At 68.8% G+C, this 16,723-nt stretch carries 18 protein-coding genes; 12 read left to right on the top strand and 6 right to left on the bottom strand.

The genetic code is table 11. The annotated features are described in order from the left end of the window. The first annotated feature begins 124 nt into the window (after positions 1 to 124). On the top strand, positions 125 to 1,924 hold the full coding sequence (locus tag OX958_RS02280) for a PHP domain-containing protein (RefSeq protein ID WP_270135376.1): 1,800 nt from the start codon (positions 125 to 127) through the stop codon (positions 1,922 to 1,924). Continuing rightward, positions 1,921 to 2,469: a hypothetical protein gene (locus tag OX958_RS02285; protein WP_270135377.1), complete on the top strand. Its 549-nt coding sequence runs from the start codon at positions 1,921 to 1,923 to the stop codon at positions 2,467 to 2,469. The genes OX958_RS02280 and OX958_RS02285 overlap by 4 nt, the downstream gene beginning before the upstream one ends. Here the strand turns inward: OX958_RS02285 and OX958_RS02290 are convergent. Further along, entirely contained in the window at positions 2,466 to 4,712 is a 2,247-nt protein-coding gene (locus tag OX958_RS02290; protein WP_270135378.1) for a HelD family protein, read from the bottom strand. The genes OX958_RS02285 and OX958_RS02290 overlap by 4 nt on opposite strands. 239 nt (positions 4,713 to 4,951) lie before the next feature. Here OX958_RS02290 and OX958_RS02295 point away from each other — a divergent pair, with 239 nt between their 5' ends. The 3 genes from OX958_RS02295 (at position 4,952) to OX958_RS02305 (ending at position 6,794) form a co-directional block, all read left to right on the top strand. Next, on the top strand, positions 4,952 to 5,110 hold the full coding sequence (locus tag OX958_RS02295; protein WP_270135379.1) for a hypothetical protein: 159 nt from the start codon (positions 4,952 to 4,954) through the stop codon (positions 5,108 to 5,110). Positions 5,111 to 5,183: 73 nt separating this feature from the next. Then, a complete protein-coding gene (locus OX958_RS02300; RefSeq protein WP_270135381.1) occupies positions 5,184 to 5,717 on the top strand; it encodes an NADPH-dependent FMN reductase in 534 nt (177 codons plus the stop codon). Between the two features lie 57 nt (positions 5,718 to 5,774). Beyond that, positions 5,775 to 6,794, top strand: a complete 1,020-nt coding sequence (locus OX958_RS02305; RefSeq protein ID WP_270135382.1) for an LLM class flavin-dependent oxidoreductase — start codon at positions 5,775 to 5,777, stop codon at positions 6,792 to 6,794. Between the two features lie 207 nt (positions 6,795 to 7,001). Here OX958_RS02305 and OX958_RS02310 read toward each other — a convergent pair whose 3' ends face one another. Next, positions 7,002 to 7,499, bottom strand: a complete 498-nt coding sequence (locus tag OX958_RS02310) for an Lrp/AsnC family transcriptional regulator (protein WP_270135383.1) — start codon at positions 7,497 to 7,499, stop codon at positions 7,002 to 7,004. Positions 7,500 to 7,626: 127 nt separating this feature from the next. Here OX958_RS02310 and OX958_RS02315 point away from each other — a divergent pair, with 127 nt between their 5' ends. Further along, positions 7,627 to 8,781, top strand: a complete 1,155-nt coding sequence (locus OX958_RS02315) for a trans-sulfuration enzyme family protein (protein ID WP_270135384.1) — start codon at positions 7,627 to 7,629, stop codon at positions 8,779 to 8,781. Positions 8,782 to 8,838: 57 nt separating this feature from the next. Here OX958_RS02315 and OX958_RS02320 read toward each other — a convergent pair whose 3' ends face one another. Next, positions 8,839 to 9,417, bottom strand: coding sequence for a ClpP family protease (locus tag OX958_RS02320; protein WP_270135385.1), 579 nt, complete (start codon positions 9,415 to 9,417; stop codon positions 8,839 to 8,841). Positions 9,418 to 9,543: 126 nt separating this feature from the next. Here OX958_RS02320 and OX958_RS02325 point away from each other — a divergent pair, with 126 nt between their 5' ends. Genes OX958_RS02325 through OX958_RS02335 form a run of 3 tightly spaced genes read left to right on the top strand, consistent with a single transcriptional unit; the run spans position 9,544 to position 11,282 of the window. Further along, positions 9,544 to 9,900 carry a helix-turn-helix domain-containing protein gene (locus tag OX958_RS02325; RefSeq protein WP_270135387.1) on the top strand — a complete coding sequence of 119 codons (357 nt, stop codon included), beginning with the start codon at positions 9,544 to 9,546 and terminating at the stop codon, positions 9,898 to 9,900. A 3-nt stretch (positions 9,901 to 9,903) separates the two neighbouring features. After that, entirely contained in the window at positions 9,904 to 10,890 is a 987-nt protein-coding gene (locus OX958_RS02330; protein WP_270135388.1) for a pyridoxal-phosphate dependent enzyme, read from the top strand. Next, positions 10,887 to 11,282, top strand: a complete 396-nt coding sequence (locus tag OX958_RS02335) for a GNAT family N-acetyltransferase (protein ID WP_270135390.1) — start codon at positions 10,887 to 10,889, stop codon at positions 11,280 to 11,282. The genes OX958_RS02330 and OX958_RS02335 overlap by 4 nt, the downstream gene beginning before the upstream one ends. On the opposite strand, the gene OX958_RS02340 is transcribed toward OX958_RS02335, so the two are convergent. Beyond that, positions 11,269 to 12,150: a hypothetical protein gene (locus OX958_RS02340; RefSeq protein WP_270135391.1), complete on the bottom strand. Its 882-nt coding sequence runs from the start codon at positions 12,148 to 12,150 to the stop codon at positions 11,269 to 11,271. The genes OX958_RS02335 and OX958_RS02340 overlap by 14 nt on opposite strands. A 69-nt stretch (positions 12,151 to 12,219) precedes the next feature. On the opposite strand from OX958_RS02340, the gene OX958_RS02345 reads away from it, so the two are divergent. Both OX958_RS02345 and OX958_RS02350 read left to right on the top strand, forming a co-directional pair. Next, positions 12,220 to 12,792 (top strand): DUF4865 family protein, encoded by a 573-nt coding sequence (locus tag OX958_RS02345; protein WP_270135392.1) that lies wholly within the window; start codon positions 12,220 to 12,222, stop codon positions 12,790 to 12,792. Positions 12,793 to 12,855: 63 nt separating this feature from the next. Next, complete coding sequence (locus tag OX958_RS02350) at positions 12,856 to 14,100, top strand: MFS transporter (RefSeq protein ID WP_270135393.1); 1,245 nt, start codon at positions 12,856 to 12,858, stop codon at positions 14,098 to 14,100. Here OX958_RS02350 and OX958_RS02355 read toward each other — a convergent pair. After that, positions 14,074 to 14,886, bottom strand: a complete 813-nt coding sequence (locus tag OX958_RS02355; RefSeq protein WP_270135394.1) for a hypothetical protein — start codon at positions 14,884 to 14,886, stop codon at positions 14,074 to 14,076. The genes OX958_RS02350 and OX958_RS02355 overlap by 27 nt on opposite strands. A gap of 96 nt (positions 14,887 to 14,982) precedes the next feature. After that, the gene (locus OX958_RS02360; protein ID WP_270135396.1) at positions 14,983 to 15,669 is read right to left on the bottom strand and encodes a TetR/AcrR family transcriptional regulator; all 687 of its coding nucleotides are present in this window, start codon (positions 15,667 to 15,669) and stop codon (positions 14,983 to 14,985) included. A gap of 53 nt (positions 15,670 to 15,722) precedes the next feature. On the opposite strand from OX958_RS02360, the gene OX958_RS02365 reads away from it, so the two are divergent. Further along, positions 15,723 to 16,700: an SDR family oxidoreductase gene (locus OX958_RS02365; protein ID WP_270135397.1), complete on the top strand. Its 978-nt coding sequence runs from the start codon at positions 15,723 to 15,725 to the stop codon at positions 16,698 to 16,700. Positions 16,701 to 16,723: the final 23 nt, after the last annotated feature.

Below are 16,723 nucleotides of genomic sequence, written 5' to 3' on the forward strand. Positions count from 1 at the left end.
ACATGGTCGCAAAACAAGGCGTTCGAGGGCAAGGGGTGAGGTCGGAGGTTCATCCGGACAACACCTTGCGGTCATCCGGAAAGGTGATGATCCCGCTGGATTCCGCCATCCGAGAGGACGCACGATGGGACACTCCCACGACCACGCCGGCCACGACCACGGTCATGACCACAACCACGGTCACGACCACAACCACGGTCACGACCACAGCCACGAGCACGGCCACGGTCATGGGCACGATCACGACCATCACCACCCGAACACCGAGCTGGACGCCGCCACCACCGCGGCACTCGACGAGTCGATCCCGGACACCGACCTCTCGCCGTCCGAGCTGTCGCGTCGCGGACTGCTCCGCTCGGCGGGCATCCTCGGCGGCGCCGCCGCGCTCGCCGTCTCCGGCGCCGAGTTCGCCGCCGCGACCACGCCGACCGGACACGTCTTCGGCGCCGGCCGCCGGCCGAACGTCTGGCTCGCGGGCGATCACCACATCCACACCCAGCTGAGCTCCGACGGCATGTACCGGGTGATCGACCAGGCGCAGCACGCGGCCGCCAACGGTCTCGACTGGCTCGTCATCACCGACCACGGTGGCGCCACCCACGCCCGGATCGGCGTCGACCTGGTCAACCCGCAGATCAAGGCGGCCCGGTCGGAACTGAAGGACACGCTGATCTTCCAGGGCCTGGAGTGGAACATCCCCGCCGCCGAGCACGGCACGGTCTTCGTCGCGCCGGGCAGCCGCGAGGTCGAGGTACTGAAGCAGTTCGAGAACAGCTACGACGGCGGGGTGCAGAACGCCGGCGCCAACACCCCGGTCAACGAGCAGCTCGCGGTCTCCGGCATCCAGTGGCTCGGCCAGCAGGTCGACCGGCGCCGGGTGCAGGACGCGATGTTCCTCGCGAACCACCCAGCCCGCAACGGGATCGACAGCCCGCACGAGATCCGCAACTGGCGCGACGCCGACCCGCGGATCGCCGTCGGGTTCGAGGGCGCGCCAGGCCACCAGGCCGCCGGTCTGCCCGCGGCGATCGGCTCCGGCTCGGCCCGCGGCTTCTACGGCAACTCCCCGAACGCGAACTCCTTCCCCGGCTACCCGGCCGAGTCCTACCGGACCTGGGGCGGCTTCGACTGGATGACCGCGACGGTCGGCGGGCTGTGGGACAGCCTGCTCGCCGAGGGCAAGCCGTGGTGGATCAGCGCCAACTCCGACTCGCACGTGAACTGGAACGAGACGTCCCGTCGCCCCGACGGTTCGAACCAGGCCCAGTTCGACCGCGACGGCCGGTACATGGACCCCGTCTACGGCAACACGGTCAACCGCACCGCGGGCGACTTCTGGCCGGGCTTCTACAGCCGCACGCATGTCGGCGCCGACCGGCGCGACTACCTGTCGGTGATGGAAGGGTTGCGCAACGGCCGGGTCTGGGTCGATCACGGCGCACTCGTCAAGGGTGTCGAGGTCGAGGTCCGCGAGGTCGGCAAGCGCTACGGCGAGCCGCTCGGCGGCGCCCTGCACGTACGCCGGGGCCGCGCCGTCGAGCTGGTCGTCCGGATCACCGCTCAGAACGTGCCGAACTGGGCCAATTTCGTGCCCTTGCTGAACCGCGTCGACGCGATCCGCGGAGCGGTGACGGGTGCCGTCCGGGATCGCGACACCTTCACAGCTCCCGACACCAAGGTGATCCGCCAGTGGGACACCTCCGGCAAGCGCGGCACCTTCGAGCTGGTCCTGCCGTTGGGCAAGGTCGAGGCGCCGTACTACGTCCGCGTGCGCGGTACCGACGGCAACCGCAGCCAGCCGGGCTACCTCGGTGCAGCGATCGACCCGCAAGGCCCGCAGCTCGATGTGGTCGGCGACGCCGACCCGTGGGTCGACCTGTGGTTCTACACCAACCCGATCTGGGTGCTTCCGACCCGATGATCATCGCCGTCGATGCGGACTCCGCAGACGCCGTGGAGGCCGAACACCTCCTCCACGGCCTGCTGGAGTCCGCGACCGGCCCTGCGGTCGCCTGCACCCACGTGGTGCCAGGCGGCCACCTGGCGCTCTCCATCACCGCGACCGGCTTCGACCAGGCCGCTCTCGGTCATGAGGTGGGCTCGGCGATCATCCGTGCGGGCGCAGCGGAGCCAGAGGTCGCAGGACCCAGCAGACTGATCCGCGGTGCCTACGTGGCGGCAGTAGAGACAGCACTCGGTACTGCGGGACGCCTGGTCGTCTTCCCCGGTCAAGAGAACGCCCGGGGCACCTTGACGGCCGCCGACCTCCGCGCCCATTGCGGCATCGACCAGGTGGAGGGCCTCGGCGGACTATCCATCGAGGACACCACCCTGGTCGACACCCGCGACTACGTCCGCCCGGTCCGCCGCGACGGCCAGGTGGTCCTCCTGGTCCAGCCGGCCGCCGGCGGCGTACTGATTCCGTTCGAGGTCGAGCACCAGCTCAAGTGCTGCTCCAACCACTAGCTGCGTTCTCCCCAGGCAGCCGAGTCGCGCAGTACGTCGGGCAGCGGACCGATGACGCCCAAGCGTTGGGTGCAACGCGTCAGCGCGACGTACAGGTCGCGTAGGCCGCGTGGCGACTCGATCAGGATGCCGTCGGGATCGACGACCAGGACGGAGTCGAACTCGAGTCCCTTCGCGCCTGCCACCGTCAGGACCGTCACGCCGGGTACGTCGCCGACCGCCTCCTGCACCAGCTCGAGCCGGTGCCGCGAAGTGATGACGCCGACCTGCCCGTACTGCGTCTCCTCGTGCGCCACCTTGCTCACATACGCGGCTTGCTCGGCCGGTGACGCATCCACGTGCCACGGCTGAACCCCGGTGGAGCGCACTGACCGCGGGGCCTGCGCAGTCGGGTCGACCTCACGCAGTACGTCCGCAGCGAGCTCCATCACCTCGGCGGGGGTCCGGTAGTTGAGTGTCAGCTCCGCCAGCCGCCAGCGGTCCCCGAACGACGGCGCCAAGACCTGCCGCCAGCTTGTGCCGCCACCGGCCGCGCCGGTCTGCGCCACATCGCCGACAAGCGTCATCGACCGCAACGGGCAGCGCCGCGCGATCGCCCGCCATGCCATCGGCGACAACTCCTGTGCCTCGTCCACGATGACGTGCCCGTAGGTCCAGCGCCGGTCGCCCGAAGCGCGCTCGGCCAGCGTGCGGTCGTCGTCGGCCTCGTAGCGCGCGGCCAGCGCTTCGGCATCGAGAAGGTCCTTGGCCGACAGGACCTCTGCCTCGTCGTCCTCGTCGAAGTCGGTCGAACCCGAGCCGGACAGGACATCCAGCGACCCCTGCGCGTAGGCGATCGCCCGGGCGCGCTCGGCCCGTTCACGAGCCAGCTCGCGCCCGTCGTCGCCGAGCAGTTCCGCGGCCTCGTCGAGCAGCGGCACGTCGGCCGGGCTCCAGTCGTCGCCGTACCGGAGCAGGTGCTCACGGTCGAGTGCGCCGAGCTGAGGCGCCGCCGACGCGAGCCGCTGCTCGTCGCCGTACAGGTCGATCAGCAGTCGCTGCGGAGTGAGCGCGGGCCAGAGGCGATCGAGCAACGCCTGCACGGTCGGTTCCGCGACCACCTCGCTGCGCAGTTCCTGCAGGTCGTAGTCGTCCAGGAGGTTCTCGCCGCCGAGGGGGTCCTCACCGATGATGTCGGCGTACTGCGCGACCAGGTGGTCGATGAAGTCCTTGGTGAAGTACGGCTGAGCCTGGTTGTGGGTCAGCCGGCGAGCCCGCGTCCGGTCGCGGAGCTCCTCGACGGCGGACGGTTCGACCCGCAGTACGGTGCGGTCGACGGTCACCTCGATCGGCTGCTCGGGCACCCACTGGCGATCGGCGACGGCGGTCGCGATCACGTCGGCCATCACCGCGCGGCCCTTGACCTCCGCCGCCTCGGCAGGCTCCGGACGGGTCGCGGTGAGCCCGGGGTACAGCTCCGCGACGGTGACGAGCCGAACCCCGTCCTCACCGAGTGACGGCAGCACCTGACCGATGAATCGGAGAAATGTCGCATTCGGCCCGACCACCAGAATTCCGCGCTTTTCCAGCTGAGCGCGATGGGTGTACAAAAGGAAAGCGGCGCGGTGCAACGCGATGGCCGTCTTCCCGGTTCCCGGGCCGCCCTGGACGACGAGGACGCCGGCCAGGCCGGAGCGGATGATCCGGTCCTGGTCGACCTGGATCGTGCGCACGATCGACTCCATCGTGCCGGTCCGCCGGGCGTCCAGCGCGCTCAGCAGCACCGCCTCGCCGACCACGCCGGTGCCGGGCTGCGAGGCGCCGTCCGCGGTCCGGTCCAGATCGAGTTGCTCGTCCTGGACGTCGACGACCTGGCGAAGCCTGGTCTGGATGTGCCGCCGGCGGACGATTCCCTCGTTCACCACCGCCGTGGCGATGTAGAACGGCCGTGCGGCGGGCGCGCGCCAGTCGACGAGCAGCGGTTCGTAGTCCTCGTCGTGCAGTCCGATCCGGCCGATGTGCAGCACCTCGCCGTGCTCGTCGTCGAGGCGCCCGAACGCCAGACCCTCCTCGGCGGCGTTCAGCCGGGAGAGCCTGGCGTTCAGGTCGCGGATCCGGCCGTCGCGCTGATGCAGGGCCTGCGCGTTCCGGGTGCCGGCGATCTGCTCGTCCTCGCGACGCCCCTCGGTCCGCTCCCGCTCACGGTCGAGCGTCGCGTAGAAAGTGGACAGGTAAACCTGTTCGGCCTGGACCGGATTCAGCAATTCAAACCCCTCGTGATAAACTGCGCCCAATGGTTCCCAGAGCCACGTTCGGTGATTTCTCTGGTCGCAGCCATAAATTGTTGAGTTTATCGCATCGACCCCTTGCCGGGACGACGAGGACCTTCTCCAGCCTGAGGCCGAGATCGCCGAAGCGCGACGGGCCGTCCACGATGCGGCGTCCGGAAGATCCTCACAGCTTCGCTTCACCTCACTGAAGCCACCACAGAACGGCGACCACCGTGCAAGGCACCGAAACCCCCGAAGCCGCGGCAGCCCCTGCTCCGCAACCCGAGCAGCGTTCTGCCGAAGCGGCCGCGCTGATGCGTGCGGCGAACTTCTCGCTGGACCTCAAGGCTCCGCCGCCTGAGCCGGTCGCCCTGGCCGCGCCCAGCCTTTGACCCGGCCGGCTCAGCCGCTCAGACGTGCGGTGAGCTTGACCTCAAGTCGTCTTGAGGTCCTACCGTCGAAGCTGTGACTGTGCACCCGCTCCGCCTGGCCCTGCTCGTCCGGAACGCCGAGCCGGACCGCTTCAGCACCGTGGTGGCCGAGTGGTTCGCCCGCGAGGTCGAGAATCGCGACGACTTCAAGCTCGACCCGATCGACCTCGCCCGGACCCCGCTGACCGAGCTCCCGCACCGTATCGACGAGGCGGACGCGATCGTGATCGTCTGTCCCGAGTACAACCACGGCTACCCCGGCGACCTGAAGACCGCGATCGACGCGGTCCGCCGCCCTTGGTACGCCAAACCCGTCGCATTCATCGTGTACGGCGGGCGCTCCGGCGGCCTGCGAGCCGCCGAACAGCTCCGTCAGGTCTTCGGTGAACTCCACGCCGTCACGATCCGCGAGACGCTCAGCTTCCACCAGCCGACCGATCCCTTCACCGCGGCCGGCGCTCCCGCCGACCCCACGACCCCGCTGGCCGCCGCAGCCCTCCTCGACCAACTGGCCTGGTGGTCCCGCTCCCTCCGCGAAGCGCGCCTGCTCACCCCCTACCCAGCCTGACCGACCGCGCGACCGCCGTACGGAATACTCCCGGCGACCGGGTGGTTGGCGTTGAATGTGACTGCTGAGCCCATTCCCCTGTCCGTGCTCGACCTCTCCCCGGTGCCGACGGGAACGCGTCCGTCCCAGGCGCTGCACGAGACGCTCGAACTGGCGCGCAGTACCGAGGCAGCCGGCTACCACCGGTTCTGGCTGGCGGAGCACCACAACATCTCCAGCGTGGTCAGCACCAGCCCCGAGGTGATGATCGCGGCCGTCGCCGCCGCCACCACCTCGATCCGGGTCGGCTCCGGCGGCATCATGCTGCCGAACCACTCACCGCTCAAGGTCGCCGAGACCTTCCGCGTCCTCGGTGGGCTGTACCCCGACCGCATCGACCTGGGCATCGGCCGCGCCCCCGGCACCGACCAGCGCACCGCACTCGCGCTCCGCCGCAGCCGCGAGGCCCTCAGTGCCGACGACTTCCCCGAGCAGTACACCGAGCTCCGCGCGTACGCCGAAGGTTTCCCGGCCGGTCACCCCTTCGCCCCGATCTCCGCGCAGCCCGACGACATCCCGCTGCCGCCGGTGTGGATCCTCGGCTCCAGCGCGTACGGCGGTCAGGCGGCCGCAGCCCTCGGCACCGGCTTCGCCTATGCCGGCCATTTCGGCAACCTCGACCCGGCCGGCGTCATCGGCGCCTACCGCGACCAGTTCCGGCCCAGCGCCGAGCAGGCGGAGCCGCACGCCATCCTCGCCCTCGCCGCGATCGTCGCCGAGACCGAGGAACGCGCCGAGGCCCTCAGCCTCGCGAACCAGCTCTCCATGCTCCGCCTCCGCTCCGGCCGCCCCGGCCCGCTCCCGTCCCCCGAGGAAGCCTCGGCCTACCCGTGGTCCGACGGCGAACGCGCGGCGGTCGAAGAGTGGGCAGGCCTGGTCGCGGTCGGCACTCCCGACCAGGTCGTCGAGGAACTCACCGCCCGGGCCCACTCCGCCGGCGCGGACGAGCTGATCATCACCACGAACATCCACAACCCGGCCGAGCGCCGCAACTCCTACGACCTGCTCGCCCGGGCCTGGGGCCTGAAGCCCCGCTGACCTGCCTGCTCGAGAGCAGGTCTCCCGCAGGCCCGGACCTCCATCACTGACCAACCCTCCGCTGCGTGGACCAACGAAGAAGTTTTGAGCGTGGCCAGCGGACGAAGCCGCTCGGCGGCGGGGCTTGGTCTGTGGTGGCGGTCCGGAGGAGTTCGACCACTACCGGCACAGCGCGGCCGTCTCAGCACCGTTCAAGTTATCCACAGGTCAGCTGTGGGTTCCCCGGACGTGCTCGAAGATCAGGCTGGTCTCGGCGTGGATGACGGCCGGGTCCGCGGTCAGGTGATCCAGGACGAAGTCGCGGAGCGCGTCGGGCGATTCGGCGGCCACGTGCATCAGGTAGTCGTTGGCGCCGCTGACGTGGAAAAGGGACAGTACGCCGGGTAGGTGCGGAGCCGCCGCCCGGAAGCGATCGATCTCGTCGCGGGAGTGCGCGCCGATCCGGATCGCCACCAGGGCTTGCAGCGGACGCCCCAGCGCGGCCAGATCCACGTCGGCGTGGAAGCCGCGGATCACCCCGCGATCGCGCAGTGAGCGCACGCGGGTCAGACACGTCGACGGGGCGATCCCGGTCGCCTCCGCGAGCGCGTTGTTCGGCATCCGGCCGTCGATGGTCAGCAGCCGGACCAGCTCCTGATCGACCTCGTCGAGCGCGGCAGGTACCGGCCGCGGGGCCGGTCCAGGCGTCCGACGATCCTTCGGCATGCCTCCACTGTAAGTCTCATCCACAGAATCCACAGCGTGTGGACAAGCCTGTGGACGAATTTTATTCGGAACTCTTGCGTCTGCTCCGCACAAGATTCCACCATCGGCGCATCACCGAGGAGGCGCTATGACCCAGCTGGACACCCGTTCCGTGCACGCCGGCCGCGACGACCTGACCGCGCTCGGCGTCCACGTCCCCCCGATCGACCTCTCCACGACCTACCCGCTGCCCGGCGTGGCGAGCGGGGGAGCGTCGTACGACGCCCTGGCGCTCGGCAACGGCCCGGACGGCGGCAGCCTCGTCTACCAGCGCCTGTGGAACCCCAACGTCGCCCGCCTGGAAGAGGCGCTCGCCGAGCTCGAGTACTGCGAGGGAGCAGTCGCCTTCGGCTCCGGCATGGCAGCCCTCTCGGCCGCACTGCTCGCCACCGTCGTCGCCGGCCGCCCGCACGTAGTGGCTGTCCGCCCGCTCTACGGCGGCTCCGACCACCTGTTATCCACAGGCCTTCTGGGGACGACGGTCAGCTGGGTGACCCCCACGGGTATCGCCGACGCCATCCGCCCCGACACGGGACTGGTCCTGGTGGAGACGCCCGCCAACCCGACCGTGGAGCTTGTGGATATCGCCGCAGCCGTTCGCCATGCCAACGGCGTACCGGTACTTGTGGACAACACCTTCGCGACACCAGTGCTGCAGCAGCCCGCACAGCATGGCGCCACTCTCGTCCTGCACTCGGCAACCAAGTACCTGGGCGGGCACGGCGACGTCATGGGCGGAGTGGTCGCGGCGGATGCCGAGTGGACCGCTCGGCTGCGGCAGGTCCGTGCGCTCACCGGAGGACTGCTGCACCCGCTGGCGGCGTACGAGTTGCACAGGGGGTTGCAGACACTGCCGGTACGGATCCGTGCGCAGCAGGCGTCGGCGGAGAAGGTGGCCGACTGGCTGAGCACACACCCGGCTGTGGATAACGTCTACTACCCGGGTCTGCCCGAGTGCGACCCGCTAGGCCTGATCGGACGGCAGCAGGCCGGACCGGGCGCCGTCCTCGCCTTCACCACCACCGGCGGGTACGACGCTGCCGCACGGGTGGCAGCGTCGCTGCAGCTCATCACGCACGCTGTCTCGCTGGGCGGAGTCGACACTCTCATCCAGCACCCGGCAGGTCTCACCCACCGGCTGGTTGCCGAAGAGGCCAAGCCCCACGCCAACCTCCTCCGCCTCAGCATCGGCCTGGAGGCCTCGGAAGACCTCACCGCCGACCTCGCCCAGGCCCTGGGCTAGCCGGAGCGGCTTGAGCCAGTCCACGGGGGCCGGCTCAAGCCGGCCCCACCCGGCGACTCAGCCGAGCACCGGCACCGGCTGCCGCAGTACCTTGTCGATGATTCCGTAATCGAGTGCCTGCTCCGGCGTGAACCAGCGGTCGCGGTCGGAGTCGGCATCGATCCGCTCGACCGGCTGCCCGGTCCGCTCACTCAGCAGCCGGACCAGATCCTTCTTCGCCAGTACCGACTGCTCCGCCTGGATCTTGATGTCGGTCGCCGTCCCGCCCATCCCGCCGCTCGGCTGGTGCATCATGATCCGGGCGTGCGGCAGCGAGTACCGCTTGCCCTCCGCCCCACAGGCCAGCAGCACCTGTCCCATCGAGGCGACCAGCCCCATCGCGTACGTCGCGACGTCGTTGCTGATGAAGTTCATCGTGTCGTAGATCGCCAGCCCGGCCGAGACCGAACCCCCGGGCGAGTTGATGTACAGCGAGATGTCCGCCGTCGGGTCCTCGGCGTTCAGCAGGATCAGCTGAGCGCACAGCGCGTTGGCGTTCTCGTCCCTGATCTCGTCGCCGAGCACGATGATGCGCTGCCAGAGCAGGCGCTGGTAGATGTGGTTGTCGAGGGCATTCGGTGCGGTGGTCTCGCTCATTCCTCCAGCGTGACCGCGCCGGCCGGTCGCGTCCCGGGAATCTGCCCTTGGCAGATCTGCCCTCCGCAGACCCGTGCGGGGTGGCACACTCGGAACAGGACCACGGACCACCGAGGAGGACCAGACGTGTTGCTACGCCAGGTGATCGGAAACGTCTTCCGTCGGCTCAGGCGCGAGCGGGGGATCACCCTGCGCGAGCTAGCCGAGCAGGCCCAGGTCTCGGTGCCGTACCTGTCCGAGATCGAGCGCGGCCGCAAGGAGCCCTCCTCGGAGATCCTGGCCGCGATCTGCCGCGCGCTGGAGCTGGAGCTCAGCGACCTGCTGACCGAGGTCCAGTTCGACCTGGCCACCGCGGTCCGGGCCACGCTGCCGCTGCGCCTGCAGACCACCTCGATCCGCGTGACAGAGTCCGCTCCGCAGCAAGTGGCCTCCACCCCGACTGCCTACTCCGCCTCGGCCCAAGCGTTCGCCCTGGTCGCCTAGTCAGTGCTCTGGCACAGCAACCCGGCTGCGAAAGCCTGGCGTACTACGGCCGCGCCCGCTGAGGTGCTTGCCTTCCACCAGGCGCTCGACGGCTACCGGCCGACCCCGCTGATCGCAGTACCCGTGCTGGCGGCCGAGTTGGGTGTCGGGAGGGTGCTGGTCAAAGACGAGTCCCAGCGGCTCGGCCTGCCCGCGTTCAAGGCGCTGGGAGCTTGGTGGGCCATCCACAGGGCTCTGCAAGACCACCCGAAGACCACGGAACTGGTCACGGCGACCGATGGCAACCACGGCCGCGCAGTAGCCCGGATGGCCGCCACACTCGGTCTCAGGGCGCACGTCTTCGTTCCTGCTGTCATCAGCGAACGCGCGGTCGGAGCGATCCGCTCGGAAGGTGCTGCAGTTACCACCATCCAAGGCTCGTACGACGCTGCAGTGGTTGCTGCTGCTGCCGCCGCGGCGACCGGCGACAACCTACTGATCCAGGACTCGGCCTGGCCGGGCTACGAGGCTATCCCGCAGTACATCGTCGACGGCTACTCCACTCTCTTCCGCGAGATCGACACTGAGCCCGACCTGGTCGTACTGCCGATGGGTGTCGGCTCCATCGCGCAGGCAGCCGTCACTCACTACCGCAGCGGAGTTGCAGCACCGAGGCTGCTGGGTGTGGAGCCGACAAGCGCCGCCTGCGTCACTGCGAGCCTCCAGGCCGGTAAACCCATCACTGTGTCGACAGGCCGGACAGTGATGGCCGGTCTGAACTGCGGCACGCCCTCAAGTCTCGCCTGGCCCGTACTACGCGCTGGGCTCGATGCTGCAGTCACAGTCGAGGACAGCGAGGCGTTGCAAGCCGTCGAAGACCTCGGAGCAGTCGGCATCTCATCCGGTGCTAGCGGAGCCGCCACCTTGGCCGGACTCCGAGCGGCGCGGGACAGGTTGCCGTTGACCAGCAGCAGCACGGTCATCCTGATCAGCACGGAAGCCGCTTCGTGATCGACTACCGCGTTCGCTTCGCCGTCGACGACACCGTGCTGTCCACCTTGCACGCGATCGCCTTCGGGTCAGTGGTCGAGCTGCAGCCGTGGTCGGCGCGATTGGAGCGGCATGCGCTCACATGGGTAGGTGCTTTTAGCAACGATCAGCTCGTGGGTTTCGTCCAGGTCTGCTGGGACGGTGGCGCACATGCCTTCGTGCTCGACACAGCCGTGCATCCGGACCACGGCCGCCAGGGCATCGGTCGCCGGTTGGTGCTCGCCGCCGCCGACGAGGCGAAGGCAGCCGGCTGCGAGTGGCTGCATGTGGACTACGAGCCGCACCTGGCCGACTTCTACGTGCGGGCCTGCGGGTTCACGCCCACCGAGGCGGCCCTGCTCAAGCTCCGCTGAGCACCGCGGTCAGCCGCTCGGTGGACACGCAGGAGATCAAGCAGCGCTCCTTCGCATCACCGAGCAGGTCCGCGGTCCACCGGGTGAACCCGCCGTCCCCGAGCTCGGTGTCACCGACGCCGACGCCGAGCGCAGTACTGGAGTAGTAGTTGGATCCCTTGTCCCGCCCGGGATCCTCGCCGAACTCCACCTTCAGCGCGGGCCGCACGGTGTCGTCGATCCGCTCTCGTACGGCGGTCCGGGCGAAGGTCGTGAACGTCAGTCGGGCCTCGTCGCCCAGCACGTCCTGCCAGAAGCGCAGGTGGTCCACCAGGAGTTCCGCCTCGACCAGCCCGGACCCGGTGTCCCGCGCACTCGACACCAGGGCGAACAGCTGGAAATGCGCGAACATGCCCGGTCCCTCGACCGCTTGCGCGCGCACCACGCGCTGACACGCGGCCAGGTCGACTCGCGCCTGCCCCGCGCGACGGCGTACGGCGGCCTCGATCGCCAGTTCGTTGGTCGGATCACTCGCCACCTCGGTACCGCGGATCGTGCTGACGACCTTGTTCTGGTCGACGGTCGCGACGGCCGAACACGTACCGAGCGGAGTCAACGGCGACAACTCCACGCCCGCGAACTTCTCAGGCAGTCGCTCCCACAGCAGCGCCTGCGTCCGCACCAACGCCCGTGGGTCCACCACCGACGGCCGCACGAACCGGTCGTCGCGCCACCGCTGCACGACTCGCGACGGCGTCACCGCAGTCGCCCGCGCGCGGCTCACGTCGAGTAGAGCGGTCTGCAACTCCGACGGGCTCAGCCCTCGGCTCAGCGCCTCCCGCGTCCCGTCCGGAACCTTCCGCCAGACCCGCTCACCCACGTCCGTCATGCCCCAAGCCTGCCGGAGGAGGACCGGAACCGCTTCTCGGTTTCTTCTGTACCTACTAGTATGTCGGGGATGTATGCGATGCAGTACGAGCTGAATCTGCCGGCCGACTACGACCTGGGCATCATCCGGCGACGGGTGCAGCTGAACGGGCCGCGGACCGATGACTTCGACGGGCTCGGGCTGAAGGCGTACCTCGTCCAGGACCGGGCGAACGGAGCGGTGACGAATCAGTACGCGCCGTTCTACCTGTGGAACGACACCGCTGGAATGAGCCGGTTCCTGTGGGGCGGGGCGTTCTTCAGCGGGATCTGCCAGTCGTTCGGGCGGCCGGTGGTGCGGCACTGGACGGGCGCCGAGGCGGTGGCCGGGCCGGAGATCGATCAACCGGCTGCCGGTGCGACCAAGAGCGTACGGTTGCTGCCACCTGACGTAGATCCGACTGGGCCGGTCGGTGAAGCGCTGGAGGAGTTGCGGCGGACTGCGACACTGCCTGGTGTCCACAGCTCAGCGGTGGCGGTGGATCCGACGCGGTGGGAGCTGGTGCACTTCACCTTGTGGAGCGGCGAACCGGGCCTCGTGCCAGGCACGCGGTACCAGGTGCTGCACTTGTCCACAGGCAGAACAAAAGCTCTGTTCCGGTAGCGGGTGCGCGGATATCTTGCAGGTATGACGTACTCGAGCCCGCACCTTTGACGTCCTGACCGCTTGTCCCTGCGCATCGTCGGTTACGAGGCGTTGCGGGACTTCATCCCGTTGTACCCCGTGTACGGCCTGCTCTTCACCGACCACGGGCTCTCGGCAGCGCAGATCTCGACGCTGTTCATCATCTGGTCGACGACCGCCTTCGTTCTCGAGGTGCCCTCCGGCGCTTTGGCGGACGTCTTCTCCCGGCGCAAACTGCTGGTCCTCGGTGCCCTGGTCAGTGGCCTGGGCTATGCCAGCTGGATCGCCGTTCCCTCGTACGCCGGGTTCGCGCTCGGCTTCGTGCTCTGGGGGATCAGCTCCGCGCTGGTCTCCGGCACGTTCGAAGCCTTCGTGTACGACGAACTCGCCGCGCGATCCGCCGTCGAGCGGTACGCCGGCCTGATCGGCCGGGCCAAGTCAGCGGCCTTGGTCATGAACCTGGCGGCCACTGCCTTGGCATCACCGCTGTACGAGCTCGGCGGCTACCCGTTGCTGGGTGCCGTCAGCGTGGGCAGCTGTCTGGCCCAGGCAGCAGTTGCCCTGTCCCTGCCGGAGGCGCCGCGAGTCGCCACGGCCGACGAAACAGAGGAGGTGGAAGCAGAAGCCGGAAGCAGTCCGATCGGCCGGTATGCCGCCATGCTGCGGTCAGGGTTGACCGAGGTGGCGACCACCAGGGTCGTCCGCAGAGCCGTCGGGTTGGTGGCCCTGCTCGGTGGCTTCCTGGCTTTCGATGAGTATTTCCCTTTGCTGGCAAGAGATATCGGCGCCTCGACGACGCTCGTGCCGTTGCTGATCGCCGGGACGGTGGCCGCTCAGGCGATCGGTGGAGCGCTCGCGGGCCCGGCGTACCGGATGCGGGGTTGGCTGCTCGCGGTCGGACTGGCGGGGTCGGCAGGGGTGCTGGCGTGGGGTGCGCTGAGCGGTACGGCTGAAGGTTTCGTGCCGATCGCTGTCGGCTACGGCGTGCTGCAACTCGTCATCATCGTGGCCGAGGCGCGGTTGCAGGACTCCATCAGTGGTCCGGCGCGCGCGACGGTGACGTCGGTGTCGGGGTTGTTCGCCGAGGTGTTCGCGGTGCTGGTCTATGCGGGTTTCGCCTTGGGTTCGCTGTGGCTGACGCTGCCCGCGCTGGTGGCGGGCCTGACGATTCCGCTGTTCCTGACCGCGCTGATCACGCCGGCGTCGCTTCCGCCGCCGGCACCGCCGGCACCGCCCGAGCAGCCATCAGCGGAGCTGGCTTCACAAGGTGAGAAAGGTGGTGAGTGACGACACCAGACGATTGACGAAGGCGGCGCGACGATCGTCCGTGGTCAAGGCCAGCGAGAGAAAGGGGTTGAGGTCTTCGAGTTCTACCAACAGCAGCTCGCCGTCGCGAGCGCGGCAGGCGTCGACGCGCTGGACACCGTGGTCGATCGCGTTCCAGTCGACGAACCGCTGCGCGAAGGCGAGATCGGCGTCGGTCGGCTGATAAGGCTGCAGCTCCCAGCGCCGATCAGGCTGCGGAGCGAACAGCGCGTACTGGAAGTCGCGGTCGACGAAGTAGAAGGACACCTCGTACTGGAAATCGATCAACGGCTGCGCCAGCAGTCCGTCGAGAGGAAGGGTGGTGAGCTGGTCACGGGAGACCGTTCGCAGTCCGATCGAGTCGGAGCCCAGCTTCGGCTTGACGATGTACCCGGCTGACTCGGGCAGAGTCGACGGGTCCGTGTCGGTGGTCGGGATGACCGGATAGCCGGCGTCGCTCAACTCCACCAGGTACTGCTTGCCGATCTGGTCGGCCTTACCGGTGAGCTGGTTGAAGACCCGGGTACCCCGGGTGATCGCGGCCGTCCGAAACTCGTCGTACTCGGCCTGGTAGTGCAGCACCGGGCCGCTGTTGCGGACGACGACCGCGTCGAAACGGTCCATCAACGCGGTGGCGTCGAGCGGATGACACAACGCCAGGTCGAAGTGCTCACGCAGGTCACGGGTGAGCAGGGTGTCCTCGTCGCCGTAGCGCCGGCCGCGAGCCGGATAGGTGAGATCGCTGACGTACAGGATCTTGGCGCGCATCGAGAGCCTCCGACGATAGGGAACGTCTGATTATCAGCGCCCGCTCCAACCATCCGGCACCAACGGTTCGGCCAACGCCGACTCGACCGTCGCCGACTACAGGCTGAAGCGTGCCTCGATACCGTCGACCAGCAGCGAGATCCCGGTGGCGAAGCCGCTGCCGAAGTCGTACTTGAGACCTTCGGCGCCCAACTCGGTCACCACCCGCACCAGCGTTGGCGCCTTGCCGGCAGGCAGGCTGCTGATCCGCGAGAGCAGGTCGGGGGCCAGGTCGAAGGTGTCCGTGCCCACCGACGCCTCACCGAGGCTGAAGCCGTGGATGAAGTCGATGATCGTGTTCACCGCCTCGAAGATCTGCCGCGGCGACGCGCCCGCCCGGTCGAGTGCGCGGTAGAACGGCTCGACGGTCACGACGACGACATCGGAGACCGCCGAGGTGTCCGACAGCACCTGCAGTGCCAGATTCGGGTGAGCCCGCAGCGCGTCCCGGTACGCCGTCGCGGCGCTTTTGAGCTCGTCCTGCCAGGAGACGCTGTCGTCCGGTGGCGACGACTCCAGTTGCGCGAAGACGAGTTCGGCGAGTCCGGCGAAGACGGCGGCCTTGTTCGGCAGATGGTGGTAGATCGACATCGGGTTCACCCCGAGCGTCGCGGCGAGCCGCCGCATCGTCATCGCCTCGATGCCCTCGTCATCGACGATCCGCAGCGCGGCCTCGAGAATCGCCTGCCGGCTCAGCCGCTCTTCCCCGGCCCGGGGCCGACCCGGCTTGCCAGCATTAACCATACGTCGTATGGTACGAAACCATACAGCGTATGGCTACAGCGGGAGGCGCAAAGATGACCGACACGACGAAACCGGTGGCAAGCGACGGGGCACCGGTGCCTTCGGCAGGCGACAACCCGACCAGGCCGTTGGCGGGCAAGGTCGCGCTGGTCGCCGGCGGAACGCGGGCGGCCGGCCGGGGGATCGCGGTGCAGCTGGGTGCGGCCGGCGCGACCGTCTACGTGACCGGGCGGTCCACCCGAGCGCAGCGCTCGGAGATGGATCGGCCGGAGACCATTGAGGAGACCGCCGAGCTGGTCGATGCGGCGGGCGGCCACGGCATCGCCGTACGGGTCGATCACACCGACCCCGAGCAAGTCCGGGCGCTGGTCGAGAAGATCGAGACCGAGCAAGGCGCGCTGCACATCCTGGTCAACGACATCTGGGGCCAGACCGGCGAACCCAGCTGGGACAAGACCGTCTGGGAATCACCCCTCGACGACGGCCTCAAGCTCCTGCGGCTCGGCGTCGAGACCCACGCCATCACCAGCCACTTCGCGCTGCCGCTGCTGATCAAGTCACCCGGCGGCCTGGTGATCGAGATGACGGACGGCACCAACGAGTACAACGCGATCAACTACCGCGTCTCGTTCTTCTACGACGTCGCCAAGGGCGCGGTCAGCCGGATGGCCTTCGCCCTCGCCCACGAACTCGAGCCGTACGACGCCACCGCGATCCTGCTCACCCCCGGCTGGCTCCGCTCGGAGGCGATGCTCGAGGGCTTCGGCGTCACCGAGGAGAACTGGCGCGACGCCACCGAGAAGATCCCGCACTTCGCCATCTCCGAAAGCCCGTCGTACGTCGGCCGCGCGGTAGCCGCCCTGGCCGCCGACCCCGACGTCTCCCGCTACCACGGCAAGTCCCTCTCAAGCGGCGAACTGGCCCAGGTCTACAACTTCACCGACCTCGACGGCAGCCAACCGGACGCCTGGCGCTACATCGTCGAGGTGGAATCCCAGGGCAAACCAGCCAACACCACCGGCTACCGCTGAAGCCCGTGCAGCCCGACCCGGAC

It is taken from the genome of Kribbella sp. CA-293567 (genome assembly GCF_027627575.1).
GTDB lineage: Bacteria > Actinomycetota > Actinomycetes > Propionibacteriales > Kribbellaceae > Kribbella.

Bases quoted from the DNA above. Each gene is read 5' to 3' on its own strand.
- OX958_RS02280 (WP_270135376.1), top strand. From the start codon at position 125: ATGGGACACTCCCACGACCACGCCGGCCACGACCACGGTCATGACCAC.
- OX958_RS02355 (WP_270135394.1), bottom strand. From the start codon at position 14,886: ATGCGCGCCAAGATCCTGTACGTCAGCGATCTCACCTATCCGGCTCGC.
- OX958_RS02285 (WP_270135377.1), top strand. From the start codon at position 1,921: ATGATCATCGCCGTCGATGCGGACTCCGCAGACGCCGTGGAGGCCGAA.
- OX958_RS02365 (WP_270135397.1), top strand. From the start codon at position 15,723: ATGACCGACACGACGAAACCGGTGGCAAGCGACGGGGCACCGGTGCCT.
- OX958_RS02315 (WP_270135384.1), top strand. From the start codon at position 7,627: ATGACCCAGCTGGACACCCGTTCCGTGCACGCCGGCCGCGACGACCTG.
- OX958_RS02320 (WP_270135385.1), bottom strand. From the start codon at position 9,417: ATGAGCGAGACCACCGCACCGAATGCCCTCGACAACCACATCTACCAG.
- OX958_RS02310 (WP_270135383.1), bottom strand. From the start codon at position 7,499: ATGCCGAAGGATCGTCGGACGCCTGGACCGGCCCCGCGGCCGGTACCT.
- OX958_RS02360 (WP_270135396.1), bottom strand. From the start codon at position 15,669: ATGGTTAATGCTGGCAAGCCGGGTCGGCCCCGGGCCGGGGAAGAGCGG.
- OX958_RS02345 (WP_270135392.1), top strand. From the start codon at position 12,220: ATGTATGCGATGCAGTACGAGCTGAATCTGCCGGCCGACTACGACCTG.
- OX958_RS02340 (WP_270135391.1), bottom strand. From the start codon at position 12,150: ATGACGGACGTGGGTGAGCGGGTCTGGCGGAAGGTTCCGGACGGGACG.